We start from the raw sequence: 24,134 nt of genomic DNA, 5'->3' as shown, positions 1-24,134 counted from the left end.
CATGAAGTATCGGGGTGACTTGACTGGGCGCTCATGAGGGCCGCGCATGTCGCCCCAACCCGTTGCTCTGGCCATCGCCCGGCTGATCCTGGCCGGCTTCGACGACTACCGTCGGCACTTCAAGCGTCTCACCGACGGTGCCCGCGCGCGCTTCGAGCAGGCGCGCTGGCAGGCCATCCAGCACGCTTCTGCGCAGCGCATCGAACTCTACGAACTCAAGGTCAACGCCACCCTGGCGCGGCTGCACGAGCGCTTCGCTGGCCCAGGCTGGCCTGGAATCAGCGCCTGGCCGCTGGTCAAGACCCTGTTCATCAGCCTGATCGTCCGGCGGCGTGACGCCGAGCTGGCGGAAACCTGGTTCAACTCGGTGTTCTGCGGGCTGTTCAGCCACGAGCTGATCAGCGATGGCTGCATGTTCATCCACAGCACCCGACCGCCACTGCGTCGCACCGGACGCCTGGCCCAGGTGCGTCGCTATCGGCCAAACGCCGACTGGCACGGCTGGCTGGGGCGGTTGTTCGCCGACTATCGCTTCGCGGTGCCCTACGCCCACCTGGAAGCCGACCTGCAGCGCCTGCTGGCGACCTTGCAGCATCACCTGCCGAGCTGGGTGTTGTGCGACCCGGCCTTGCGCGTCGAGCTGTTCGGTTGTGTGTTCTACCGCAACAAGGGCGCCTACCTGGTCGGTCGGCTGCTCAGCGGCGATGAGCAATGGCCACTGGCGATTGCGCTGCTGAACCCGGACGGCCAGGGCATCGTCATCGACGCGCTGATCCTCGACGAGGCCGAGGTGTCGATCATCTTTTCCTTCACCCGTTCCTATTTCATGGTCGAGGTCCAGGTGCCCCGGCAGTTCGTCGCCTTTCTGCAGTGCATCCTGCCGGGCAAGCAGCTGGCCGAGCTGTACAGCTCGATCGGTTTCTATCGCCAGGGCAAGTCGGAGTTCTACCGCGCGCTGATCGGCCATCTGAATGGCCGCAACGACCGTTTCGTACTGGCGGCCGGGGTGCCGGGAATGGTCATGAGCGTGTTCACCCTGCCGGGCTTCAATACCGTGTTCAAGATCATCCGCGACCGCTTCGCGCCGGCCAAGCAGGTGAACCGCGCCACGGTGATCGACCGCTACCACCTGGTGAAGAACATCGACCGGGTGGGGCGCCTGGCCGATACCCAGGCGTTCGCCGACTTCCGCTTTCCGCTGACCTGTTTCGAACCGGCGTGCCTCACTGCGTTGCTGCAGGCGGCGCCGGCCACGGTCAGCGTGGAAGGCGGCGAAACGGTGCGCATCCGCCACTGCTGGACCGAGCGACGCATGACGCCTCTGAACCTGTACCTGGAGCAGGCCAGCGCCACTCAGCAGCGCGAGGTGCTGGACGACTATGGGCTGGCAATCCGGCAACTGGCGGCGGCGAACATCTTTCCGGGCGACATGCTGACCAAGAACTTCGGCGTGACCCGTCATGGCCGGGTGGTGTTCTACGACTACGACGAGATCTGCCTGCTGACCGAGGTCAACTTCCGGCGCATTCCACCGCCGCGCACCCCCGAGGACGAATGGGCCGCCGAACCCTGGTACGCGGTGGCGGCGCACGATGTGTTTCCCGAAGAATTCCCGACCTTCCTGTTCCCCGGCCCGGCCCTGCGCAGGCTGTTTGCCAGCATGCATGGCGAGCTGTTCGACGCCGCCTGGTGGCAGGGCGTGCAGGCCGATATCCGCGCCGGCCAGGTGCTCGACGTGTTTCCCTACCGGCGCGGTCAGGCCAGGCTGACGTGACGGCTCAGCAGCGCGCGCAGCGCTGCCGGCTTGACCGGTTTGGGCAGGTAGTCCAGGCCGGCGGCATGCACCTGGGCGACCAGTTCCTGGCGACCGTCGGCGCTGATCAGCACACCCGGTACCGGTTCGCCCAGGCGCGTGCGCAGCCAGGCCATCAGCTCGGTGCCGGTCTCGCCGTCGTCCAGGTGATAGTCCACCAAGGCCAGTTGCGGGCGGATGCCCTGGTCGAGCAGCGCCTGGCATTGCTCACGGTTGCGCGCCGTCCACACCTGGCAGCCCCAGCGGCTGAGCAGGCTGTTCATGCCGATCAGGATGCTGTCTTCGTTGTCCACGCACAGCACCTGGGTGCCGTTGAGCGGTTGGCGCTCGGCCTCGCTTGGCGGCGCAGCAGGAGCTGGCACATGGCGCGCCAGCGGTACTTGCACGCTGAACACGCTTCCGCGCCCAGGCCAGGAGCGCACTCGCAGGCGGTGGTCGAGTACCCGGCACAGGCCGTCGGCGATCGCCAGACCCAGGCCCAGGCCTTTCTCGGCGCGGGTCTGGTGGCTGTCCAGGCGCTTGAATTCTTCGAAGATCACCCGCTGCTTGTCTTCGGGGATGCCGGGACCGCGGTCCCAGACCTCCAGGCTCAGATGGCTGCCCCGACGCCTGACGCCCAGCAGTACCGGCCCCTTGGCGTAGCGGAAGGCATTGGTGAGGAAGTTCTGCAGCACCCGGCGCAGCAGCTTGATGTCGCTGTCGATGCGCACGGCGCTGCCGCGCACGCGGAACTTGATGCCCTGGTCGCGGGCCAGGGCGGTGAATTCCGCGCCCAGGGTGTCGAACAGGTTGTCCACCGCAAAGGCCTGGTGGTCCGGCGTGATCTTGCCGTTTTCCAGGCGCGAGATGTCCAGCAGGTCGCTGATCAGGTCTTCGGCTGAACGCAGCGAGCTGTCGAGGTGCTGGATCAGTTGCTGCGCATCGCTGGATACCCCGTCCGGCTGCGCCGACAGTGCCGCAGAGAACAGTCGGGCGGCGTTGAGCGGCTGCATCAGGTCGTGGCTGACCGCCGCCAGGAAGCGGGTCTTGGATTCGTTGGCCGCCTCGGCGTGGGCCTTGGCTTCACTGAGTGCCTGGTTGAGCTTGGACAACTCGTGGGTACGTTCGGCCACACGCTGTTCCAGGCGTTCGTTGACGTCCTTGAGCACCTGTTCGGCCTCACGGAACGCGGTGATATCGGTGAAACTCATGACGAAACCGCCGCCGGGCATGGGGTTGCCGATCAGTTCGATGACCTGGCCGTTGGGGAACAGTCGCTCGGACGTGTGCGCGCGGCCCTGGCGCATCCAGTGCAGGCGCCGCGCCACATGCACTTCGGCTTCGCCCGGGCCGCACAGGCCGCGTTCGGCGTTGAAGCGGATGATGTCGGCAATGGGCCGGCCGACGCTGATCAACCCCTCGGGGTAGTCGAACAGCTCCAGATAGCGGCGGTTCCAGGCCACCAGACGCAAGGACTGGTCGACCACGCTGATGCCCTGGCTGATGTTCTCGATGGCGCCTTGCAGCAGGGCGCGGTTGAACTCCAGCACCTCGGAGGCTTCGTCGGCGATGCGCACCACGTCTTCGAGCTGCATTTCGCGGCCTTCGATGGCCGCCTTGACCACCGCTCGCGCCGAGGAGGTGCCCAGTACACCGGCCAGCAGGCGCTCGGTATGGCCGATCCATTCGCTGTTGGCGTTCTGCCCCGGGTTGAAGTCCTGGCCCTGGCTGTAAGCGAAGCGGATGAAGCTCTTGCTGGCGCGGTCGTCACCGACGAAGCGCGACGACAGGTTGAGCAGGTCTTCGACCTGTACCGCCAGCAGCGACCGGCCACTGGCGCGCACGTTGGTCTGCTGGCCGATGAAGCGCCCGGCCTGCCAGTGCTCGGTGACCCGGGTGCGCGAGAGGATCGACACCCAGGCGAACAGCGTGCAGTTGCCGGCCAGCGACAGAACCACGCCCTGGGTCAGGGTGCTGATCGGCAGGTCGAAGGGGTTGCCGTTCAGCCAGGCCAGCAGCGGGAAGCTTTCCAGCGCCCAGCCCATGCCATGCGCAGCCACGGGCAGCACCAGGGTGTAGAACCACAGGAAGATGCCCGCAGCCAGGCCGGCGAACACGCCACGGCGGTTGGCCTGCTTCCAGTACAGGGCGCCGAACATCGCCGGTGCCAGTTGGGTGATGGCGGCGAAGGCGATCTGCCCGATGGTCGCCAGGCTGGCGTTGGAACCGAGCATCCGGTAGCTGACGTAGGCCAGCAGCAGGATCACCACGATGCTCACTCGGCGCACGGTGAGCATCCAGTGGCGGAAGGCTTCGAAGGGCCGTTCGGTGTTCTTGCGGCGCAGCAGCCAGGGCAGCAGCATGTCGTTGGAGACCATGGTCGACAACGCTACGCTGGCGACGATCACCATGCCGGTGGCCGCCGAGGCGCCGCCGATGAAGGCCAGCAGCGCCAGGGCCGGGTGGGCGTGGCCCAGCGGCAGGCTGATGACGAAGGAGTCGGGCAGTACCGAGGCGGGTAGCATCAGTTGCCCGGCCAGGGCGATGGGCACCACGAACAGCGCCGCCAGCGCCAGGTAGGCGGGGAACACCCACTTGGCCAGGTTGAGGTCACGCGGCTCGATGTTCTCCACCACCGTGACATGGAACTGCCGGGGCAGGCAGACGATGGCCATCATTGCGACGCCGGTCTGCACGATCATGGCCGGCCAGTCGACGGTTTCCTGCCAGTACTGCTGCAGTTGTGGTGCCTGGCGCGCCTGGTCGAGCAGGTCACCGAAACCGTCGTAGAGCTGGTAGGTGACGAAGACACCCACTGCCATGAAGGCCAGCAGCTTGATCACCGCTTCGAAGGCGATGGCCAGGACCATGCCGCGGTGGTGTTCGGTGACGTCGAGGTTGCGTGCGCCGAACACGATGGTGAACAGCGCCAGGATCAGCGACACCACCAGCGCGGTGTCCTGGGCGCGGGTGCCGGTGGAGTCCGGCCCGGCGCCGATGAGAATGTTGACGCCCAGCACGATGCCTTTGAGCTGCAGGGCGATGTACGGCAGCATGCCGACCAGGCAGATGATCGCGACCATCACCGCCAGGGACTGCGACTTGCCGTAGCGCGCGGCGATGAAGTCGGCAATGGAGGTGATGTTCTCCTGCTTGCTGATCAGCACCATCTTCTGCAGCACCCAGGGCGCCAGCAGCATCAGCACGATGGGCCCCAGGTAGATGGGCAGGAACGACCACAGCTGCTCGGCAGCCTGGCCCACCGCGCCGAAGAAGGTCCAGCTGGTGCAGTACACCGCCAGCGACAGGCTGTACACCCAGGCGCGTTGCGCCGGGCGCAGCGCGTTGCTGTAGCGGTCGCCGTAGAAGGCGATGGCAAACATGATGGCCATATAGGAAAGGGCGACGAGAGCGATCAGCCCGCTGGACAACGACATGCTGGAATCCACGACCGGTAAATGATCGCAGTCTGGCATGGCGCGGCGCTTTCGTCTTTGTCGACCATGGTCGAGCGCGGTGGGCTTGCCGGATGGCATGACACTTCGCCGGACTGGCCTATCGACATCCATCCCTCGAACGTCTTCAATGTGTCGCGGATTGAGGTTCGATCTTCAATCAGTCATAGCCATTCAGGACCCGGATGATGAGCCAGCAGTCACAGTTCGACCTTCTCCGCCGGCGGCGCTTTTTGCCGTTCTTCGTTACCCAGTCCCTCGGGGCCTTCAACGACAACCTGTTCAAGCAGGCGGTGATCCTGGCGATCATCTACAAGCTGGGCATCCAGGGTGACTCGTCGTTCTACGTCAATCTCTGCGCCTTGCTGTTCATTTTGCCGTTCTTCCTGTTCTCGGCGCTGGCCGGCCAGGTTGGGGAAAAGTACCCCAAGGACGCCTTGATCCGCCTGATCAAGCTGGCCGAGATCGGCATCATGGCGGTCGGTGCGGCAGGCTTCGTGTTCGGCAATCTGGCCATGCTGCTGCTGACCCTGTTCGCCATGGGCGCACACTCGGCGCTGTTCGGCCCGGTGAAGTATTCGATCCTGCCCCAGCACTTGCGCCCCGACGAGCTGGTAGGTGGCAACGGCCTGGTGGAAATGGGCACCTTCCTGGCGATATTGGCCGGCACCATCGGCGCCGGGATCATCCTGTCCTTCGACCGCTACGCCTGGTTCGCCGCCGCCGGCATCCTGCTGGTCGCCAGCCTGGGCGCCATCGTCAGCCGCTTCATTCCCGCTGCGCCGGCCGCGACCCCGGACCTGCGCCTGGACTGGAACATCTTCAAGCAATCCTGGGCGACCCTGCGCATGGGCCTGACCCAGACTCCCGCGGTGTCGCGCTCCATCGTCGGCAACTCGTGGTTCTGGTTCGTCGGCGCCATCTACCTGGCGCAGATTCCCACCTACGCGCAGAACCTGCTGCACGGTGACGAAAGCGTGGTCACCCTGATCCTCACCGTGTTCTCGGTGGGCATCGCCCTGGGCTCGCTGCTCTGCGAGCGGCTCTCGGGGCACAAGGTGGAGATCGGCCTGGTGCCGTTCGGCTCGTTCGGCATCACCCTGTTCGGCCTGCTGTTGTGGTGGCACTCCGGGCATATCCAGGCGCCGGCCGGCCAGCATGGCTGGCAGGACATTCTCGGCCTGGCGGCGGGGCGCTGGATCCTCTTCGATATCCTCGGCATCGGCCTGTTCGGCGGCTTCTATATCGTGCCGCTGTACGCCCTGATCCAGTCGCGTACCGAAGAGAAGCAGCGCTCGCGGGTGATCGCCGCCAACAACATCCTCAATGCGCTGTTCATGGTGGTCGCGGCACTGGTGTCGATGCTGCTGCTCAGCGTCATGGGCCTGTCGATTCCCGAGCTGTTCCTGGTGGTGTCGCTGCTCAACGTGGCGGTCAACGTCTACATCTTCCGCATCGTGCCCGAGTTCACCATGCGCTTCATGATCTGGCTGCTCAGCCACTCCATGTACCGCGTCGAGCACCGCGATCTCGACAAGGTGCCGGAGGAGGGCGCGGCGCTGCTGGTGTGCAACCATGTATCGTTCGTCGATGCCTTGCTGATCGCCGGCGCTGTGCGGCGGCCGATCCGCTTCGTGATGTACTACAAGATCTACCAACTGCCGGTGCTCAACTTCGTGTTCCGCACCGCTGGCGCCATCCCGATTGCCGGGCGTAATGAAGACCTGCAGATCTACGAGCAGTCGTTCCAGCGCATCGCCCGCTACCTGGCCGACGGCGAGCTGGTGTGCATCTTCCCGGAGGGTAAGCTGACCACCGATGGCGAGATCAGCGGCTTCAAGAGCGGCATGAGCCGCATCATCGAGGAAACCCCGGTGCCGGTGATCCCCATGGCCCTGCAGGGCCTGTGGGGCAGCTTCTTCAGCCGCGATCCGAACAAGGGCCTGTTCCGCCGCTTCTGGTCACGGGTAGTCCTGGTGGCCGGCGCACCGATCGCTGCTGATGTGGCGAAGCCGGTGGATGTGCGGGAAGAGGTGAAGCAATTGCGTGGGGATAAGCGCTGATATGACTGGAGCCCTTCAAGCTTGGGGGAAGCGCTGGTGATTCGGAAAAAGCTGTGGGTTTTTTCCGGGTCGCTCGTAGTCACTCTCTAATTTGCGCTGAGAGCATTTTTTTGCGCGCTGAGCAACGTTAAGAATGCTGACCTTTAGGCTAATAAGGGTTGGTCATGACTGTTCCCATGTCTCCTCCAGGCGTATCGCTAGAGTCCAACATGAGCAGAGCGCGTGAGCAAAGGAATTACTTCAGTCGCGGCGGAAGTGCTTTTTTGTTGAGTTGGTTCTATACGCAGGTCAGGAATCGAGGGCCATGGGACTTCAAGCAACAAGGCGCTCAATATGAAAACTTCGGGAATTTCCATTACGGCGCTGTGGGGACCGCTGCGGGTATAGGCAAAGAGCTTCTTTTGCGTGCGGCTGGAGCCGCACAGTCGCGGGCAGGTACCCACCGTGATGAATTCGGCAGCTGGTGGTCTAGCGCACCTTTTGGTGACGACCCGAAGGACCAGCACTGGATCAGTAAAGGTATCGAGTATGCTGAAACGATGGGCTATTAGATTAGTTATCTCTCTCCTGGGCTTGGTGGTCATCGCGGAGTCTGCATGGCTGTTATCGAGCCGTCCTGCAGCACCCGTGTTGTCACGTGTTGTTGCCAGCCAGTCGCTGGAGGAAGGCGGGATGTTGTACGTCGTCCTTAGCGATGCCGGCGGGGCGACTGTGCCCTATACATGGCGGTACTACGTTCATTCGCGGATCGACGATAGTGCCAAGGTGCTGGATGTGCTGCGTGACGAGGCTGAGGCGTTTCTGGTTACCCGGGACGGCAAGGCCCAGGTCGAGGTGCAGGGCACCACGGTCAAAATTACGCTAAACGGCGCGGTCTACAGCTTCCGCAATCAGACCCTGTTTCGTCATGCGGGGGGATATACGCCTGTGAATATCTGGCTCGCAGCCAGCCCGCCATCTGGATCGCCTTAAGGTCCGACGACCGGGCAGGAGCGGCCAGATCCGCACCTGCCGATCGCGATGACGGGATCGATCAATGCGCCTGTGGCCGCTCAGCGGCTGGCTGCGGGTCGTCTTCCGGCATCTTGCGGAAGTAGGTCGACAGCAACGCGCCGGAGATGTTGTGCCACACGCTGAACAGCGCGCTGGGCACCGCCGCCAGGGGCGAGAAGTGCGCGGCGGCCAGGGCGGCGCCGAGGCCGGAGTTCTGCATGCCGACTTCCAGGGCCAGCGACTTGCGTTGTGGCAGGCGCAGCTTGAACAGCTTGCCCGTGAAGTAGCCGAGCAGGAAGCCGAAGCTGTTGTGCAGGATCACCACGGCCATGATCAGCAGGCCCGACTCGGCGATCTTCGCCTGGCTGGCGGCGACCACCGCGCAGACGATCATCACGATGCTGACCACCGAAATCAGCGGCAGCACGTCCACGGCATAGCTGACCCGCGCGCCGAGCAGGCGCTGGGCGACCACGCCGAGCACGATGGGCAGCATCACCAGCTGCAGGATCGAGGTGAACATGTCCATGAACGACACCGGCAGCCAGGCCGAGGCCAGGAACCAGATCAGCGCCGGGGTCAGCAGCGGGGCGAGCAGGGTGGTCACCGCCGCGATGGCCACTGCCAGGGCCAGGTCACCCTTGGCCAGCCAGGCCATCACGTTCGACGACGTGCCGCTGGGGCAGCAGCCGACCAGGATCACGCCCACGGCAATTTCCGGCGGCAGGTGGAAGACCTGACAGAGCAGCCAGGCCACACCGGGCATGATCACGAAATGCGCGACCACGCCCAGCGCCACGCGCCAGGGGTTGCGCGCCACCTCGGAAAAGTCTTCGAGCTTGAGGGTCAGGCCCATGCCGAACATGACCAGGCCCAGCAGCGGCACGATCCAGCCCTTGAGGCCGATGAAGGCCTGCGGAAACAGGAACGCCAGGATGGCGAACAGCAGAACCCAGTAAGCGAAGGTATTGCCGACGAAACGGCTCAAGGCGGCCAGGGCGCGCATGGTGTTGTTCCTTTTTATGAGTGTCGGTCATGAAAACGCCGCCTGGCAGGCGGCGTCGATGTCGCGAAGCGGGCGCGCTCAGATGCCTTGCGGGATCTCTTCGCCACCCAGCGCTTCGAACAGTTGCGGCAGGAATTCGCCGAAAGTCAGCATCATCAGGGTGAAGCTGGCGTCCAGCTGGCCCAGGGCTTCGTCGCCGCCGTCCTGCTCGGCCTGTTCCTGCAGCATGTCTTCGAACTTCAGGCGTTTGATTACCATCTTGTCGTCGAGGACGAACGACAGCTTGTCCTGCCAGGCCAGCGACAGCTGGGTGACCACCTTGCCGGTGTTCAAGTGCAGCTGAATTTCGTCACTGGTCAGATCCTGGCGCTTGCAGCGTACGATGCCGCCGTCTTCATGGGTGTCGCGCAGCTCGCATTCATCCAGCACGAAGAAGTGCTCGGCAGCCTGCTGGGTCTTGACCCAGTCGGTGAGGGTGGCGCTGGGCGAGACCTTGACGGTAAGCGGACGCACCGGCAGCGAGCCGATCACTTCACGCAGGGTCGACAGCAGGTCTTCGGCGCGCTTGGCGCTGGCCGAGTTGACCAGGATCAGGCCCTGCTTGGGCGCGATGGCGGCCCAGGTGACCGAGCGGCGAATGAAGGCGCGGGGCAGGAAGGCCTGGATGATTTCATCCTTGAGCTGGTCGCGCTCTTTCTTGTAGACCTTGCGCATTTGCTCGGCTTCGATTTCGTCGACCTTTTCCTTGAGTGCGTCGCGCACCACGCTGCCGGGCAGGATGCGTTCTTCCTTGCGCGCGGCGATCAGCAGGAAGTCCTGGCTGACATGCACCAGCGGGGCGTCTTCGCCCTTGCCGAACGGAGCTACGAAACCGTAGGTGGTCAACTCCTGGCTGGCACAGGCGCGTGCGGGCTTGCTGGCCAGGGCGGCTTCCAGGGCCTCGGGTTCGAAGGGCACGTCCTGGGTCAGCCTATAGACAAGCAGGTTTTTGAACCACATGGGGTCAGTCTCTCCTTCATACAAAAGGAGGGCATTATTCGCTTCCTTTGGGCTTGCGGCCAACCCTGCGCTAAGTCTTTGGAAAATTTATAAATTTTTTGAAAAAAATGCTTGCCAGGGTAGAGGGTGCTCCGTAGAATGCGCGCCACACCGAGAGACGAAGGGTGATTAGCTCAGCCGGGAGAGCATCTGCCTTACAAGCAGAGGGTCGGCGGTTCGATCCCGTCATCACCCACCATTCTCAGTGTCATGCGCAGCGGTAGTTCAGTCGGTTAGAATACCGGCCTGTCACGCCGGGGGTCGCGGGTTCGAGTCCCGTCCGCTGCGCCATATTCGATGCAGGCTCACTGAACGGCCTGTATCACCGTCAGAAAGGCGACCTTCGGGTCGCCTTTCTGCTTTCTGCTTTCTGCTTTCTGCTTTCTGCTTTCTGCTGACTGTTCGGTGCGGGGCACGCGCCTGGCAGGGCAGTGGCGGCCTGGCGAACCGGGTGTAGCGCAGAAAAAACCTTGGCAAATCGATCAAGTGCTTGCCAGGCGTGCATTCACACCGTATAGTGCGCGCCGCACCGAGAGACAAGGGTGATTAGCTCAGCCGGGAGAGCATCTGCCTTACAAGCAGAGGGTCGGCGGTTCGATCCCGTCATCACCCACCATTCTCAGTGTCATGCGCAGCGGTAGTTCAGTCGGTTAGAATACCGGCCTGTCACGCCGGGGGTCGCGGGTTCGAGTCCCGTCCGCTGCGCCATATTCGATGCAGGCTCACTGAACGGCCTGCATCACCGTCACAAAGGCGACCTTCGGGTCGCCTTTGTGCTATCTGCCCCAAGCGCTCTGCGACGGGCTCTCGACCTGTCCGTTGCGGCAGTGCTCACTGAACCTCCCCTGAATGACTCGCCGCCCACCTGCATGCAGACGCTATTTGCCTGAACTTATTGAGGTTTTGGCTCTCTTATGGCGGTAGCCATTGATCGCGGCAGCCTGATAAGCTCGCGGCTTTATTCGTTTGCCCTTTCGGCGCATGAACAAGGAAACAGCATGAAACAGCATCGGTTGGCAGCGGCGATTGCCCTGGTTGGTCTGGTACTCGCAGGTTGTGACAAACAGGCCAGTACCGTCGAGCTGAAAACGCCGGCGCAAAAGGCCTCCTACGGTATCGGCCTGAACATGGGCAAGAGCCTCGCCCAGGAAGGTATGGACGATCTGGATTCCAAGGCTGTTGCCCTGGGTATCGAAGATGCCATCGGCAAGAAAGAGCAGAAGATCAAGGACGAAGACCTCATCTCAGCCTTCGCTGACCTGCAGAAGCGCGCTGAAGAGCGCCTGGCCAAGCAGAGCGAAGAAGCCGCTGCGGCGGGCAAGAAGTTTCTCGAAGAAAATGGCAAGAAGCCTGGTGTGATCACCACCGCTTCTGGCCTGCAGTATGAAGTGGTGAAGAAGGCCGACGGCCCTCAGCCCAAGCCTAGCGATGTGGTCACCGTCCACTATGAAGGCAAGCTGATCGACGGCAAGGTCTTCGACAGCTCCGTCGAGCGCGGCAGCCCGATCGACCTGCCGGTTGGCGGCGTGATCCCGGGTTGGGTCGAAGGTCTGCAACTGATGCACGTGGGCGAGAAGATCAAGCTCTACATCCCGAGTGAGCTGGCCTACGGCGCGCAGAGCCCGAGCCCGGTGATTCCGGCCAACTCCGTGCTGATCTTCGACCTGGAACTGCTGGGTATCAAGGATCCGTCCGCTGCTCCAGCCGGTGCCGCTGACGAGGAAGAAGAGGCCGCTCCGGCCGAAGCACCCGCCAAGAAAGACCAGGCCAAGAAGTAATTCTGGCCTGTCACTCGAAACGCCCCGCATCGCGGGGCGTTTTGCTTTCCGGGCGAACGCTTTATGCTCGGTGCAGTCCCACTACCAGGCACCCCGTAAAGCTTCTGTCTGACAATCGGGCCAGCGCCCCTTGAGCTAAGTCAACGTTTTAACAGGACTTTTCCGGTGGCCAAAAAACGCCCGATTTGAAGGCGACCCCCGTAGTCCGGGGCACTCAGGCGGGAAAAACACGGCTGTTCACAAGGTTATCCACAAAATATGTGGATAACATGACACACATCCAATGTTCATACGCAGCGCCCGAGGCGGCGACCGGTACGTCGCTGTTGCGGTGCCAGATGGGAGTGACCATGAAAGGCCCCTGGAACTTCGTTCGTTTCCTGCCCGGTGCACGCCGCCTGCTGGCCGCCGGACGTCTGCCGGCGCTGCTGTTCGCCGTGGCCCGCAAGGGCTCTAGCGAAGGCAGCCGTCTGGGGCGCATCAAGGATGATCTGCGCCTGTTGCAGGCCTTGTGTCTGGCCTATTGGCGGGGTGAGTACCGTGCCATCAGCACCAAGGCCATCGTTTCCATCGTCGCCGGCCTGATGTATTTCCTCAGCCCGCTGGATGCCATTCCAGACTGGATACCCGGCCTTGGCATGCTCGATGACGTCGCCGTGCTCGCCTGGATCATGAAGCACCTCACTGACGAACTGGATGCCTTCCGCGCCTGGCGTGACCAGCAACCCCCGGAAAAACTCGTGGTGGTCGAGCGTCTGCCGGCCACTCAGGCGCTGCTGGAGCAGGAAAAAGGCAAGGCCTGAGGGTCCGACGCCATCCGTCCGGCACGGGCGGGTGGGCAAGACCCCCTCGTGCACTGTTAAGATGTGGGCCATATTTTCTTGATAAGTCCACATCCAGCACAGGGGGTCGTATGGATCTTCAGGTCATTTCTCGTGACGGCGAGCCCGAATACGCCGTGCTGCCTTGGGCACAGTATCAGGCGCTGCTGAAGGCTGCCGGGGTCGCCCGACCCTCTGCGTCGGCAGCTGCCGCTGCGCCATCGGCCAGTGCCGAACTGCCCGGTTTCGACCAGGTGGCGGCGCTGCGCCAGGCCAAGGGGCTGGAACCGGCCAGCCTGGCCCGTTCGGTGGGCATCAGCCCCTCCTACCTTGAGCTGATCGAAAACGGCACCCGCGAACCTGATGCCGCGATCAAGCGCAGCCTGGCCTGGCACCTGGGGGTGGCCGGCTGGCGGGGTGACTCATGAGCGTGCGTATCAGCCGCCAGAACTGGGAACAGTTGCTGAGCGAGCTGGACCAGGCTCGTCATCAACGTCATCTGGTCACCTATCGTGCGCTGCTGGAGCGTCTGCAACTGCCCAGCCCGGCCATGCAGACCCTCACCGCCGCCCTTGAATACCTCGCCGCCCTGGACGCCAAGGCCGAGCAGCCGCTGCGCAGTTCATTGGTGATCAGCCAGGGTGCCAGCCGTCTGCCGCGCACCGGTTTCTTCGAGTGTGCCGAGCGGCTGGGACGCTTCAGTGGGCCATCGGACGGCACCGCGGCGGCGGCCTGGCATGCCTCGGAAGTGGTGCGGGTGTTCGAATATGCCTACCCGCAAGCGGCCGAGGCGCAGGTCGCGGCCAAGGGCTGAAGCCAGGCAAAACACCCCGACCGGCCAGCCGTCGGGGTATTTTTCTTTCACCCCAGCCTGTTCAGGCGACGGCGAAGTAGTGCTTCACGAAGCTGGCGCTGAGCACTTCCCAGAGCACTGGCGTGCCTTTGGTCACGAACCAGCTGTCGCCAGCCTGGTAACGACTGGTCTGGCCGGTACTTTCATCGGTCAGCTGCAGTTCTCCGGTCACCACGGTGGCGTGTTCGTCGAAGGGGTAGACCATGCGGAAGCGGCCCTGAGTGGCGCCAAAGTAACCGCTGCTCACGGCATCGTCCGGCGTGCCTGAGGTCATCCGGCCGAAGATCCTGACCTCACCTTCGAGCCGTTCCGCCCCCAAGTCCGTGACGTCGCCCCAGGGCTCGAGGTCAGCGAGCCGGACGTGCTTCTCTATTACCGTCAATGCCATGGGGGCACTCCTGTGTGAATGCGGGTCATTGGACAACCGGCTGCCAGCGGTTGTCTTGTCCCTGGCTGACCCCGACGTTGTCACTGCGTGCCAGGGCCAGCCCGGCTCAGTCCAGGCTTGCCAGGGTTTCCGGCAAGGTGGCGCCGCCGTCGACGATGAGGGTCTGGCCGGTGACATAGCCGGCCAGGTCCGAGGCGAGGTAGAGCATGGCCCCGGCAATGTCGGCCGGCGCGCCGAGCCGGCCAAGTGGCACGGCATTGGCAATGCGCTGGCTGAGCGTCTGGTCGCCGAGGTTGCCCATCGCGGGCGTGGCGATCATCCCGGGTTCCACCCCGTTGACCCTCACGCCATGCGGCGCCAGCTCCAGTGCCGCGCTACGAATGAAACCATTGACCCCGGCCTTGGAGGCGGCGTAATGGCTCAGGCCCGGAAAGGCCACCCGAGGGCCGGTCACCGACGAGGTGACCAGGATGTTGCCGGCACCCTGACGCTTGAACAGCGGCAAAGCCGCCTGGGTCAACCAGAACAGCGCCGCCAGGTTGACGTCCAGGGTGCGCTGCAGAATTGCCGGGGTGATCTGTTCCAGCGGCGTGAGAGGAAAATAAGCGGCGTTGTGCACCAGCACATCGAGTCGCTCCAGGTTGCCCAGCAGTCCATTGATCGCCTGGCCGTCGGCCAGGTCCACCTGGCGTGCTTCGGCCGGGCGACCCTGGCGCTGCAAGCTGTCGGCCAGCGCTTGCGCGGCACCGAGGTTGAGGTCGGCGATCACCACCCGCGCGCCGCGCCGGCTGAAGGCTTCGACGATGGCCTGGCCAATGCCCTGAGCACCGCCGGTGACCAGTACGGTCTGGTGAGTGAAATCCAGCATCAGGCACCTCCCAAGCGTGTGTAGGCCAGTGTCGGTACGTCGACGATGCTCGAGCCGCCGTCGGCGACCAGGGTCGTGCCCGTGAGGATGCTGGCCTCGTCGCTGATCAGGAAGCGGCACAGGCTGGCGATTTCCTCCGGCAGGGCGGGGCGACGTAGCGGCACGTCGGCGGTGACCCGGGCGTAGGCGGTGTCCAGGTCTTCGGCGTAGTGCTGCATCAGCAGTTGCATCTCTTCGTCGGCCATTGGCGTGCGGACCCAGCCGGGGCACACGCAATTGACCCGTACACCCTGCGCACCATAGTCACGCGCCAGGGAGCGGTTCAGGCCGAGCAAGGCATGCTTGGCGGTGGTGTAGCCGCACACCTGCGGGCCGGCGGCCAGAGAGGCGATGGATCCGAGCAACACAATGCTGCCGCGACGCTCGGCCAACAACGGCAGGCAGGCCCTGGCGCTGTAGAAGGCGCTGTCGAGGTTGCTGCGCAGGGCGGCCTCCCAGGTCGCCGGGCTGGTCTGCGTGGCACTGCCCAGGCCATGACCGCCGGCGCAGGCCAGCAGGGCATCGAGCCCGCCGCAGTGCTCGCGCACCTGCTCGATGAAGCCGTTCCAGGTCTGTGGGCAGGCGGCATCGCCCGCCAGCACCAGGCCGCCGGTCTGCTCGGCGACCTGCTGCAGCGCCTCACGGCGCCGCCCCACTAGCACCAGGCCGACACCGTCCTCGGCCAGGCGCCGGGCGCACGCGGCACCGATCCCGCTGCCGGCGCCGGTGATCAGCACGGTCCTAGTCATCGAGGCCGTACTCCGTGGTGTTGAGCACCCGGCAATAGGAGGCCACCGGGAAATTGCTCAGGGTGTCGAAGCGGTCACCGGCGTAGCCGAAGATCTTGCCGTCGCTGCGGTGCTGCTGCAGGTCGATGACGATCAGGCCCAGGGTCGGGACGATCTTTTCCCGCCAGACGAACAGGTAGAGTTGCTCGGCAAGCTTGTAGTAGTGCGCGCGGTCGGTGTCGCACAGGCCTTTCTCGACACCACTCAGGCACTGCCAGCTGTAATAGTCGCCGTTCAGGTAGACGTGCTCGTAGACCTCGGTGGGGCTGTAGCGGTACAGGTTGCGCAGGCCCACCAGCTCGAGGGTGGGCGCATGCGGACAGGCGCCTTCACGCCAGGGCGTGTCCAGGCTGCCGTGCAGGAACTGCACCTGCACTCCGGTGAGTGGCTTGCCGGCCAGGGCGCGGTGGTACAGCCCCTCATGGGTGGTGGCCTGGTCCGGCAGACTGCCGATCACCGCCGTGAACGAAGCGCTGAGGGTGTCGAGCACCAGGCTGATCGACCAGTCCCGGCCGTCTTCGTGCTTGAGAAAGTCCACCAGGTAGATGCCATTGCGCAGCGAGGTGGCCCGGTAGGTCGCGCTGCCCTGGCTGTGGCCGTCGGCCGCCTGCCAGTGCACCTGTGCGGCGTCGAAGCGATGGCTGATGCGCCAGCCGTTGGCGAAGTGCAGCTCGAAGGCGCGACCGGCCAGCTCGGCCAGGTTGGGCAGAATGAATGCTTCGGGGGCGAAGCCGTCGGCCAGGGCGCCGACGGTGATCCAGTCTTGATGGGTGCTCATCGGGTGGTTTCCTTGGGAGGTGATGAGCACGATGGTGCAATGCGGCAGGCCGGGCGGGTATCAACCGGAAGGTTGAGCTGCCTGGCCGTTGCCGTGTTTCTTCAGCCGGTAGGCAAACTGGGCGCGGCTCAGGCCCAGTAGCCGTGCGGCGGCGGCCAGGTTGCCGTCGGCCTTGGCCAGTGCTTCGTCGAGCAGACGCTTCTCCAGCCCGTCGAGATCCGGGGTGATCTGCAAGGCCTGCAAGCGCTCCAGCAGCGAGCCGGATGCGGCCTTTGCGGGCGCCTCGACGGCTGTAGTCAGCGTGCCGGCCTGGCTGATCGAATACAGTTGCGGGGGCATGGGTTCGTTGTGGAACAGGTGCACCAGATCAATGGGGCGCCCCTCGTCACTGGCGATCAGGCCGCGTTCGATGAGGTTCTGCAGTTCCCGGACGTTGCCGGGAAAGTCGTACAGTAGCAGTGCCTTCAGTGCGCGCATGGTCAGGCCGGCTGGCGTGCGCCCATAGTCGCGGCAGTAACGGGTCAAGAAGGCATCGGCGAGCAGTGGGATGTCATCGCGGCGCTCGCGCAGGGGCGGCAGGGTGATCGGGTACACATTGAGGCGATAGAAGAGGTCTTCCCGGAAGCGCCCGGCCTTGACCTCCTGGCGCAGGTCGACGTTGGTCGCGGCGACGACCCGCACGTCGACGCGGATCGGCTGGCCACCGCCGACCCGCTCCACCTCGCGCTCTTGCAGAGCGCGCAGCAGCTTGCCTTGGCCGGGCAGGCTGAGGCAGGCGATCTCGTCGAGGAACAGGGTGCCCTGGTGAGCACGCTCGAAGCGTCCCGGGCGTGAGTGGCTGGCGCCGGTGTAGGCGCCCCGCTCGACGCCGAACAGCTCGGCCTCGATCAGGTTCTCGGGGATCGCGGCGCAGTTCAGGGCCACGAAGGACGCTTCGCTACGCGGGCTCAAGCGATGTAGCTCGCGGGCGAACAGTTCTTTGCCCGCACCGGATTCGCCGCCGATCAGCACCGTGGCCGGTGTCGGTGCCACACGTTGCAGGGCATGGCGTGCCGCAGTGAATGCCGCACTGGCGCCGATCGGCACCAGTTGGTCGGTGGTCACCGCCTGCGCACGGGGCGCGGTCGGTGGCGCCGTGGGCGCTGCTGCGCTGCTGTCAGTGGCGTACAGGCAGGCGAGGTCGGCACTGACGTCACCCCATTGTTCGGCGGTCTTGCCGATCACCCGGCAGACCTTGTGGCCCATGGCCCGACACTCCACCTCGCGGAAGATCACCAGGCGCCCGAACAGGCCGCTGACATAACCGGTGGCATAGCCGATCTCGGTCCAGCACGCCGAGTCCTGGCCGATGCCGCACGCCGCGATGTGCTCGTCGGCCTCGCACGAGTGATGCCAGAGGAACTCGCCTTCATAGAAGCCTGAATCGGCATCGAACTTGAAGTGCAGGGGTTCGACCTTGGTCATACCTTCCAGGCTGTGCAGCCGAGTACCGGCGAAGAACACCGCAGTGCGATCGGCGTTCGGCCAGCGGGTCCTGATGAGTTGCGCGTCACGCGCTCCGGACTGATAGCCGGTGCGCGTGAACAGACCGCGGGCACGCTGCAGACCCATGTGGTCGATGAATTCGCGTCGCAGCGCGCCGAACGACGAACTGTGCATCAGCAGCATGCGCTGATCGTTGAGCCAGATGCGGCCATCTTCGGGGGAGAAGAACAGGCATTCGGCCAGTTCGCTGGAAGTGGGTGATTGGGTTTCCTGCCACTGCGTGCTGTCGCCGCGGATCGGCGTGTCGTCCGCGGCCGAGTCGTGGAAGGGGGCGCTGGCGGGTTGCCGGGGAGCCTGCATGCCTTCACCTGCTGAAATGATCATGGGGTGAAGGGGTAATTAACATAAGTTTCATCATTTGCGTATCTCGCCGAGTGGCCGAACAGCCGGCCTTTTTTACCTGCGGTTTGCTACGCCCCGAGATAGAGCCTTCACGCCCGTACTGCCGAGAAGCGGGCACGCGCCTTGCTCAACAGCCCTGGAGAGCCGGGCGCTTCATGCAATGAGCAGCCAAGGCGTTCTCCACGAAAACAAGAACTCGGGGTGTCTATGTCTGCAATCAATCGCACCGGCTTTCTGCAGGAAAGCCAGTGGCATGCAAAGCTCTTCAACGGTGCCTGGGTCGAAGCGCGGGGCGGAACCAACCCGGTGCGCGAGCCGGCCACGGGCCAGTGCCTGACCCAGACTGCGCTGGCCAACGCCGAGGACGTCGCCGCTGCCTGCCAGGTCGCGCACCGCGCTCAGCCTGCCTGGCAGGCGCTGGGGCCACGCGACAAGGCGGAAGTGTTTCGCCGTGCGGCGCAGCTGGCAGAGATCCATTTCGACGAGCTGGCGCTGTTCGTCGCCCGCGAGACCGGCGGCAGTCTGCTCAAGGGCAGCCACGAGGTCCGCGAGGCCGTCGTGCTCCTGCACCAGGCCGCTGGCCTGCTGTCCCAGGGCCATGGCCTGATCCTGCCCAGCGCCGCCGGGCGTCTGTCTTACGCCCGACGCCTGCCCCACGGCGTGGTCGGGGTCATCTCGCCATTCAACTTTCCGCTGGTGCTGTCGTTGCGTGCGGTGGCGCCGGCGCTGGCAGCGGGCAATGCGGTGGTGCTCAAACCAGATCCGCAGACGCCGGTCAGCGGCGGCTTCCTGATTGCCCGGCTGTTCCAAGATGCCGGCCTGCCGCCCGGTGTGCTGCAGGTGCTGCCGGGTGGGGCGCAGGCGGGCGAGGCGCTGTGCGAGGACCCGCGGGTGGGCATGATCGCGTTCACCGGCTCCACCGCCGCCGGGCGCAAGGTGGCCGAGACCGCCGGTCGCAACCTGAAGAAAGTCGCCCTGGAGCTGGGCGGCAAGAACTCGCTGATCGTGCTGGAAGATGCCGACCTGCCGCTGGCCGCCAGCAATGCCGCGTGGGGCGCCTGGTTGCACCAGGGGCAGATCTGCATGGCCACCGGACGCATCCTGGCACATGCCTCGATTGCCGATGAACTGACCGCGTTGCTGGTCGCCAAGGCCAACGCCTTGCAGGTCGGCGATGCTGCTCAGGGCCAGGCGCAGGTCGGCCCGCTGATCAACGAACGTCAGCATGTGCGGGTTTGCCAGATAGTCGAGGCCAGCGTCGCCGCCGGGGCGCGGTTGGAGACTGGTGGGCCGGGCGAGGGGCTGTTCTATCGACCGACGGTGCTCTCCGGGGTGCGGCCGGGCATGGCGGCGTTCGAACAGGAAATCTTCGGTCCAGTGGCCTGTGTGGTGCCGTTCGAGAGCGACGAACAGGCCATCGAACTGGCCAACGCCACTGAGTACGGCCTGTCGGCAGCGGTGATCTCGCCCTCTCTCGGGCGTGCCATGGCCATCGGTGAGCGCCTGCGCTGTGGCCTGCTGCACATCAACGATCAGACCGTGGCTGACGAGTGCATCAACCCGTTCGGTGGGCGCGGCCATTCCGGCAACGGCGGCAGTGTCGGCGGCCCCGCCGATTGGGACGAGTACACCCAGTGGCAGTGGGTGACGGTGAAGAACGAGCCGCCGCGTTACCCCTTCTAGTTGCCCGCGCCTGACCCCAACAACGACGACACAAGGACGCACGCTATGAATCTGCAAACCAAGACCCTGGTGGTAACCGGCGTCTCTTCGGGGATCGGTGCCGAGACCGCGCGCCTGCTCCGATTCCTCGGTGCACGGGTGATCGGCCTGGACCGTGATCCGCCGCGTATCAGCCTGGATGAATTCATCGAGATCGACCTGGCCTCGCCGTCGGCCATCGACCACGCCGTCGCCCGGCTGCCCGAACGCCTGGACGGTCTGTGCAACGTCGCTGGCGTGCCGGGGACCGCCAACCCGCGCCGTGTAGCCCAGGTCAATTACCTGGGCCTGCGTCACCTGACCCAGGCTCTTTTGCCGCGCCTGACCCCTGGCGCGGGCATCGTCAATGTCGCTTCGATCCTGGGCGCGCAGTGGCCGCAGCGCCTGGAGCTGCACAAGTCGCTGGCGGCCACGGCCGATTTCGCGGCGGGGGAGGCCTGGCTGGCCGCCAACCCGGTGCCGGACGAGACCTGTTACCAGTACTTCAAGGAGGCGCTGATCGTCTGGAGCCAGGTGCAGGCCCAGCCGTGGTTTCTCAGCCATTCGGTGCGCATGAACTGCGTCGCGCCAGGGCCGGTGTTCACCCCCATCCTTGCCGATTTCGTGCAACTGCTGGGGGCCGAGCGCATCGAAGCCGACGCCGGGCGCATGAAACGGCCCGCCTACGCCGACGAAGTGGCGGCGGTCATCGTTTTCCTGTGCTCCGACCAGGCGCGCTGGATCAACGGTATCAACCTGCCCGTGGATGGGGGGCTGGCCTCGACCTACCTGTAAGCCCGGACCACCCCCTGGGTGGCCATTGATTCCATACAAGAACAACAACGAGGATCGCTATGAAACGTCTGCATTCACGTAATGCCCTTCCCTCACTCGCGCTGGCCCTGGCTGGTAGCCTGAGTGCCGAAGCCGCGCAGATCGACCTGGGCAGCAGCGACTGGCAATTGCGCTGGGACAACACCCTCAAGTACAGCCAGGCCTGGCGTTTGCACGGTGCCGATGAGCGCTTGCTCAATGCGCCCACTGCCGGCGGCCTGTACCCCTCCATCCAGAGCCAGGGTGACCGCAATTTCAGCCGTGGCCTGGTCTCCAACCGCCTGGACATCTTTTCCGAGATGGACCTCAGCCACCGTGACTATGGCCTGCGCGTGAGCGGCGCGGCCTGGTACGACCAGGTCTACAACGACGACACCGACAGCCGCAGCCAGCCGCACTTTCTGTCTGATACCCGCGAGCTGCACGGCCGCGATGCCGAGCTGCTGGATGCCTTCGTCTACCTGCGCGGCGAGCCGGCCGAGGACATGCAGGGCGTGGTGCGCCTGGGGCGGCACAGCCTGGTGTACGGCGAGAGCCTGTTCTTCGGCGGCAACGGTATCGGCGCGGCCCAGGGGCCAACCGACGTGGTCAAGTTGCTCAGCGTACCGGGCAGCCAGTTCAAGGAAATCCTGCGCCCGGTCAATCAGTTGTCGGGCCAGTTGCAGATCAACCCGCGTCTGTCGGTTGGGGCGTACTACCAGTTCGAGTGGGAGCGCTCGAGCCTGCCCGGTGCCGGCAGCTACCTGAGCGACAACGACGCCATCGGCAAGGGTTCGGGCGACCTGACCGAGGTGTTCGGCAACACCACCGTGCATGGCCGCGACATCGAGGCCCGCGATGGGGGGCAGGGTGGGGTGCAGATGCGCTTCAAGCCCGAGGGCACCGAGCTGGAGCTGGGCCTGTACGCAGCCCGCTACCACGACAAGGCACCCAGTGGCTTGTATGCCTATCTTGACGGCCCGGCGGCGGCGGCCAGCGGGTTGCCGATTCTCAACCAGTACCGGCAAGTGTTCGCCGAGGGCATCAAGACGGTCGGTGCCAGCTTCTCTACCGCCTATGGAGACTTCAACTTCGCGGGTGAAACCTCGCTGCGCTGGAACGCGCCGCTGGTCAGCAACCTGCAGGTGGTGGCACCTGGGCAGGCGGCCGGTAACGGTAGCGATGCGTTGTATGCCAAGGGGCACACCGCCCACGTCAACCTGTCGACCATCTACCTGCTGCCACCTTCGTCATTCTGGGACGGCGGTTCGGTGCTGGCCGAGCTGGCCTGGAACCGCACGCTCAGCGTGACCGACAACCGCCAGGCCCTGGATAGCAATACCACCCGTGATGCAACCGCGCTGCGCATCCTCGCCGAGCCGGCGTATTTCCAGGTGGCCGACGGGGTGGATCTCAGCGTGCCGGTAGGGCTGGGGGTGGTGCTCGACGGGCGCTCCTCGGCGGTCAGCAAGTCGGGCTTCGGCAACACCCATTCCGGTGACTGGAGCGTCGGGCTCAAGGCCACCTACCTGCAACGCTGGGAGATGGGCCTGAACTACGTGAATTTCTTTGGTGCCACCGGGGCTGGGCTGAACCAGGCCGGGGACTTCAGCTACCGGCAGTCGCTGGCTGATCGCGACTTCGTTTCGATGTACGTGAAAACCACTTTCTAAGAACAACAAACAGGTTCAATCGCCATGCAAACATCCAGATTCCTTGTCTCGCTGCTGGGCTTGACCCTGGCCGCCGCCCAACTGGCCCAGGCTGCCGTGTCCCCCGAGCAGGCCAAGCGCCTGTCCAGCGAGTTGACGCCCATGGGCGCCGAGCGCGCCGCCAATGCCGACGGCAGCATCCCGGCCTGGAGCGGCGGATTCACCCAGGCACCGGCAGGCTATGTCAGCGGTGCCAAGCGCGCCGACCCCTTTGCCGGTGAAAAGCCGCTGTACAGTGTCACCGCCGCTAACCTGGGGCAGTACGCCGGGGTGCTGGCCGAAGGCACCCAGGCGCTGCTGCGCAAGTACCCTGACTATCGCCTGGACGTGTACCCGACCCATCGCAGTGCTGCTGCGCCGCAGTGGGTGTACGACAACACCCTGGCCAACGCCACCCGCGCGCAGCTGGACGTCGCCAGCGAGAAGGTCAGCAACGCCTATGGCGGCATTCCCTTCCCGATTCCCGGCAATGGTGCCGAGGTGCTGTGGAACTACCGGCTGTCGTGGCAGGGCGGCGACACCATCAGCTCACCCTTCGACACCTGGCTGATGACCGCCGGTGGGCGCAAGGTCCAGGCCACCCGGGCGCAGTACACCTATCAATTTCCCTATTACTTCCAGGACGGCAGCCTGGCCAGCTTCAACGGCAAGTACCTGCTTGGCCGGCTGTACACCGAACTGCCTTCGTCCAAGGCCGGTGAAGGACTGATGACCCACTGGGACCTGGACCCCTCGGTGCGTGCCGCGTGGCAATACCTGGTCGGTCAGCGTCGCGTGCGTCGGGCGCCGAACATCGCTTACGACACCCCGGACTTCGTCACCTCCGGTGTCGGCCTGTTCGATGAGGCGTTCATGATCTTCGGCCCCACCGACCGCTACGACCTCAAGCTGGTGGGCAAGAAGGAACTGCTGGTGCCTTACAACAACAACCGGGCTGCCCTGGCCAGCAGCGATGCGCTGGTCAAGCCGCGCTTCCTCGACCCCGGCCTGGTGCGGTGGGAGAAGCATCGGGTGTGGGTCGTGGAGGCCAACCTCAAGGCCGGCCAGCGCCATGTGGTGCCGCGCCGCACTTACTACGTCGACGAGGACTCCTGGCAGGTGCTGCTGGTGGATGGCTATGACGCGCAAGGTCGTCTGGGTCGACAGCAGTACAGCCTGACCCTGCTGGCACCGGACCTGCCGGCGCTGACTGCCCAGGTGATGTGGGGCGGCTACAACCTCGACACCGGCGCCTACTTCCTCAATTCGTCCAGCAACGACCTGAGCGTGCAGTACCAGAAGGTGCCGCGGCCGAGCCCGGCGTTCTTCACTCCGGACGCCATGGCCAACGCCAGCGCCCGCTGACCCGTGCGCGGGCGGGC

20 protein-coding genes and 4 tRNA genes are annotated in these 24,134 nt (G+C 64.8%); 16 read left to right on the top strand and 8 right to left on the bottom strand.

The window, feature by feature from the left end:
- Positions 1–46: 46 nt before the first annotated feature.
- Positions 47–1,774 (top strand): bifunctional isocitrate dehydrogenase kinase/phosphatase, encoded by a 1,728-nt coding sequence (aceK, locus tag RRX38_RS08615; RefSeq protein ID WP_315962238.1) that lies wholly within the window; start codon positions 47–49, stop codon positions 1,772–1,774.
- Here aceK and RRX38_RS08610 read toward each other — a convergent pair.
- Positions 1,756–5,229, bottom strand: a complete 3,474-nt coding sequence (locus tag RRX38_RS08610) for a NahK/ErcS family hybrid sensor histidine kinase/response regulator (protein WP_315962237.1) — start codon at positions 5,227–5,229, stop codon at positions 1,756–1,758. The genes aceK and RRX38_RS08610 overlap by 19 nt on opposite strands.
- Before the next feature lie 206 nt (positions 5,230–5,435).
- Here RRX38_RS08610 and RRX38_RS08605 point away from each other — a divergent pair, with 206 nt between their 5' ends.
- The 3 genes from RRX38_RS08605 (at position 5,436) to RRX38_RS08595 (ending at position 8,282) form a co-directional block, all read left to right on the top strand.
- Positions 5,436–7,310: an MFS transporter gene (locus tag RRX38_RS08605; protein WP_315962236.1), complete on the top strand. Its 1,875-nt coding sequence runs from the start codon at positions 5,436–5,438 to the stop codon at positions 7,308–7,310.
- A 209-nt stretch (positions 7,311–7,519) separates the two neighbouring features.
- The gene (locus RRX38_RS08600; protein WP_315962235.1) at positions 7,520–7,861 is read left to right on the top strand and encodes a polymorphic toxin type 44 domain-containing protein; all 342 of its coding nucleotides are present in this window, start codon (positions 7,520–7,522) and stop codon (positions 7,859–7,861) included.
- A gap of 121 nt (positions 7,862–7,982) precedes the next feature.
- Positions 7,983–8,282, top strand: a complete 300-nt coding sequence (locus RRX38_RS08595; protein ID WP_315962234.1) for a hypothetical protein — start codon at positions 7,983–7,985, stop codon at positions 8,280–8,282.
- A 61-nt stretch (positions 8,283–8,343) separates the two neighbouring features.
- Here the strand turns inward: RRX38_RS08595 and RRX38_RS08590 are convergent, their stop codons facing one another.
- Entirely contained in the window at positions 8,344–9,309 is a 966-nt protein-coding gene (locus RRX38_RS08590; protein ID WP_315962233.1) for a bile acid:sodium symporter family protein, read from the bottom strand.
- Between the two features lie 78 nt (positions 9,310–9,387).
- The gene (gene rdgC, locus RRX38_RS08585) at positions 9,388–10,308 is read right to left on the bottom strand and encodes a recombination-associated protein RdgC (RefSeq protein WP_315962232.1); all 921 of its coding nucleotides are present in this window, start codon (positions 10,306–10,308) and stop codon (positions 9,388–9,390) included.
- Positions 10,309–10,470: 162 nt separating this feature from the next.
- On the opposite strand from rdgC, the gene RRX38_RS08580 reads away from it, so the two are divergent.
- The 8 genes from RRX38_RS08580 (at position 10,471) to RRX38_RS08545 (ending at position 13,760) form a co-directional block, all read left to right on the top strand.
- A tRNA-Val gene (locus RRX38_RS08580) sits at positions 10,471–10,546 on the top strand.
- Positions 10,547–10,561: 15 nt separating this feature from the next.
- A tRNA-Asp gene (locus RRX38_RS08575) sits at positions 10,562–10,638 on the top strand.
- A 249-nt stretch (positions 10,639–10,887) separates the two neighbouring features.
- A tRNA-Val gene (locus RRX38_RS08570) sits at positions 10,888–10,963 on the top strand.
- A 15-nt stretch (positions 10,964–10,978) separates the two neighbouring features.
- Positions 10,979–11,055: transfer RNA gene (locus RRX38_RS08565), tRNA-Asp, on the top strand.
- Positions 11,056–11,345: 290 nt separating this feature from the next.
- Positions 11,346–12,125 carry an FKBP-type peptidyl-prolyl cis-trans isomerase gene (locus tag RRX38_RS08560; RefSeq protein WP_295472677.1) on the top strand — a complete coding sequence of 260 codons (780 nt, stop codon included), beginning with the start codon at positions 11,346–11,348 and terminating at the stop codon, positions 12,123–12,125.
- 350 nt (positions 12,126–12,475) lie between these two features.
- A complete protein-coding gene (locus tag RRX38_RS08555; protein ID WP_295472675.1) occupies positions 12,476–12,928 on the top strand; it encodes a YkvA family protein in 453 nt (150 codons plus the stop codon).
- 110 nt (positions 12,929–13,038) lie between these two features.
- The gene (locus RRX38_RS08550; RefSeq protein WP_315962230.1) at positions 13,039–13,374 is read left to right on the top strand and encodes a helix-turn-helix transcriptional regulator; all 336 of its coding nucleotides are present in this window, start codon (positions 13,039–13,041) and stop codon (positions 13,372–13,374) included.
- The gene (locus RRX38_RS08545; protein WP_315962229.1) at positions 13,371–13,760 is read left to right on the top strand and encodes a hypothetical protein; all 390 of its coding nucleotides are present in this window, start codon (positions 13,371–13,373) and stop codon (positions 13,758–13,760) included. Before RRX38_RS08550 ends, RRX38_RS08545 begins: the two co-directional genes overlap by 4 nt.
- A gap of 61 nt (positions 13,761–13,821) precedes the next feature.
- Here RRX38_RS08545 and RRX38_RS08540 read toward each other — a convergent pair whose 3' ends face one another.
- The 5 genes from RRX38_RS08540 to RRX38_RS08520 all read right to left on the bottom strand — a co-directional run bounded on the left by RRX38_RS08540 (position 13,822) and on the right by RRX38_RS08520 (position 18,505).
- Complete coding sequence (locus tag RRX38_RS08540) at positions 13,822–14,187, bottom strand: cupin domain-containing protein (protein WP_295472669.1); 366 nt, start codon at positions 14,185–14,187, stop codon at positions 13,822–13,824.
- 106 nt (positions 14,188–14,293) lie between these two features.
- On the bottom strand, positions 14,294–15,055 hold the full coding sequence (locus RRX38_RS08535; protein ID WP_315962228.1) for an SDR family oxidoreductase: 762 nt from the start codon (positions 15,053–15,055) through the stop codon (positions 14,294–14,296).
- On the bottom strand, positions 15,055–15,843 hold the full coding sequence (locus tag RRX38_RS08530) for an SDR family oxidoreductase (RefSeq protein ID WP_315962227.1): 789 nt from the start codon (positions 15,841–15,843) through the stop codon (positions 15,055–15,057). The genes RRX38_RS08535 and RRX38_RS08530 overlap by 1 nt, the downstream gene beginning before the upstream one ends.
- On the bottom strand, positions 15,836–16,660 hold the full coding sequence (locus RRX38_RS08525) for a molybdenum cofactor biosynthesis F family protein (protein ID WP_315962226.1): 825 nt from the start codon (positions 16,658–16,660) through the stop codon (positions 15,836–15,838). The genes RRX38_RS08530 and RRX38_RS08525 overlap by 8 nt, the downstream gene beginning before the upstream one ends.
- Before the next feature lie 60 nt (positions 16,661–16,720).
- Positions 16,721–18,505 (bottom strand): sigma-54-dependent Fis family transcriptional regulator, encoded by a 1,785-nt coding sequence (locus RRX38_RS08520; protein ID WP_295472662.1) that lies wholly within the window; start codon positions 18,503–18,505, stop codon positions 16,721–16,723.
- Between the two features lie 249 nt (positions 18,506–18,754).
- Between RRX38_RS08520 and RRX38_RS08515 the strand changes: the two genes are divergently transcribed.
- Genes RRX38_RS08515 through RRX38_RS08500 form a run of 4 tightly spaced genes read left to right on the top strand, consistent with a single transcriptional unit; the run spans position 18,755 to position 24,117 of the window.
- Positions 18,755–20,230 (top strand): benzaldehyde dehydrogenase, encoded by a 1,476-nt coding sequence (locus RRX38_RS08515; protein ID WP_315962225.1) that lies wholly within the window; start codon positions 18,755–18,757, stop codon positions 20,228–20,230.
- 45 nt (positions 20,231–20,275) lie between these two features.
- Positions 20,276–21,043: a coniferyl-alcohol dehydrogenase gene (locus tag RRX38_RS08510; RefSeq protein ID WP_315962224.1), complete on the top strand. Its 768-nt coding sequence runs from the start codon at positions 20,276–20,278 to the stop codon at positions 21,041–21,043.
- Between the two features lie 59 nt (positions 21,044–21,102).
- A complete protein-coding gene (locus RRX38_RS08505; RefSeq protein WP_315962223.1) occupies positions 21,103–22,734 on the top strand; it encodes a DUF1302 domain-containing protein in 1,632 nt (543 codons plus the stop codon).
- Between the two features lie 24 nt (positions 22,735–22,758).
- Positions 22,759–24,117 (top strand): DUF1329 domain-containing protein, encoded by a 1,359-nt coding sequence (locus tag RRX38_RS08500; protein ID WP_315962222.1) that lies wholly within the window; start codon positions 22,759–22,761, stop codon positions 24,115–24,117.
- Positions 24,118–24,134 lie beyond the last annotated feature (17 nt).

Source organism: Pseudomonas sp. DTU_2021_1001937_2_SI_NGA_ILE_001, from assembly GCF_032463525.1.
GTDB lineage: Bacteria > Pseudomonadota > Gammaproteobacteria > Pseudomonadales > Pseudomonadaceae > Aquipseudomonas.
Note: the sequence above shows the minus strand (reverse complement) of the source record. Positions and strands in the feature narration are given on the sequence as shown.

Bases quoted from the DNA above. Each gene is read 5' to 3' on its own strand.
- aceK (WP_315962238.1), top strand. From the start codon at position 47: ATGTCGCCCCAACCCGTTGCTCTGGCCATCGCCCGGCTGATCCTGGCC.
- RRX38_RS08610 (WP_315962237.1), bottom strand. From the start codon at position 5,229: ATGTCGTTGTCCAGCGGGCTGATCGCTCTCGTCGCCCTTTCCTATATG.
- RRX38_RS08605 (WP_315962236.1), top strand. From the start codon at position 5,436: ATGAGCCAGCAGTCACAGTTCGACCTTCTCCGCCGGCGGCGCTTTTTG.
- RRX38_RS08600 (WP_315962235.1), top strand. From the start codon at position 7,520: ATGAGCAGAGCGCGTGAGCAAAGGAATTACTTCAGTCGCGGCGGAAGT.
- RRX38_RS08595 (WP_315962234.1), top strand. From the start codon at position 7,983: ATGTTGTACGTCGTCCTTAGCGATGCCGGCGGGGCGACTGTGCCCTAT.
- RRX38_RS08590 (WP_315962233.1), bottom strand. From the start codon at position 9,309: ATGCGCGCCCTGGCCGCCTTGAGCCGTTTCGTCGGCAATACCTTCGCT.
- rdgC (WP_315962232.1), bottom strand. From the start codon at position 10,308: ATGTGGTTCAAAAACCTGCTTGTCTATAGGCTGACCCAGGACGTGCCC.
- RRX38_RS08560 (WP_295472677.1), top strand. From the start codon at position 11,346: ATGAAACAGCATCGGTTGGCAGCGGCGATTGCCCTGGTTGGTCTGGTA.
- RRX38_RS08555 (WP_295472675.1), top strand. From the start codon at position 12,476: ATGAAAGGCCCCTGGAACTTCGTTCGTTTCCTGCCCGGTGCACGCCGC.
- RRX38_RS08550 (WP_315962230.1), top strand. From the start codon at position 13,039: ATGGATCTTCAGGTCATTTCTCGTGACGGCGAGCCCGAATACGCCGTG.
- RRX38_RS08545 (WP_315962229.1), top strand. From the start codon at position 13,371: ATGAGCGTGCGTATCAGCCGCCAGAACTGGGAACAGTTGCTGAGCGAG.
- RRX38_RS08540 (WP_295472669.1), bottom strand. From the start codon at position 14,187: ATGGCATTGACGGTAATAGAGAAGCACGTCCGGCTCGCTGACCTCGAG.
- RRX38_RS08535 (WP_315962228.1), bottom strand. From the start codon at position 15,055: ATGCTGGATTTCACTCACCAGACCGTACTGGTCACCGGCGGTGCTCAG.
- RRX38_RS08530 (WP_315962227.1), bottom strand. From the start codon at position 15,843: ATGACTAGGACCGTGCTGATCACCGGCGCCGGCAGCGGGATCGGTGCC.
- RRX38_RS08525 (WP_315962226.1), bottom strand. From the start codon at position 16,660: ATGAGCACCCATCAAGACTGGATCACCGTCGGCGCCCTGGCCGACGGC.
- RRX38_RS08520 (WP_295472662.1), bottom strand. From the start codon at position 18,505: ATGCAGGCTCCCCGGCAACCCGCCAGCGCCCCCTTCCACGACTCGGCC.
- RRX38_RS08515 (WP_315962225.1), top strand. From the start codon at position 18,755: ATGTCTGCAATCAATCGCACCGGCTTTCTGCAGGAAAGCCAGTGGCAT.
- RRX38_RS08510 (WP_315962224.1), top strand. From the start codon at position 20,276: ATGAATCTGCAAACCAAGACCCTGGTGGTAACCGGCGTCTCTTCGGGG.
- RRX38_RS08505 (WP_315962223.1), top strand. From the start codon at position 21,103: ATGAAACGTCTGCATTCACGTAATGCCCTTCCCTCACTCGCGCTGGCC.
- RRX38_RS08500 (WP_315962222.1), top strand. From the start codon at position 22,759: ATGCAAACATCCAGATTCCTTGTCTCGCTGCTGGGCTTGACCCTGGCC.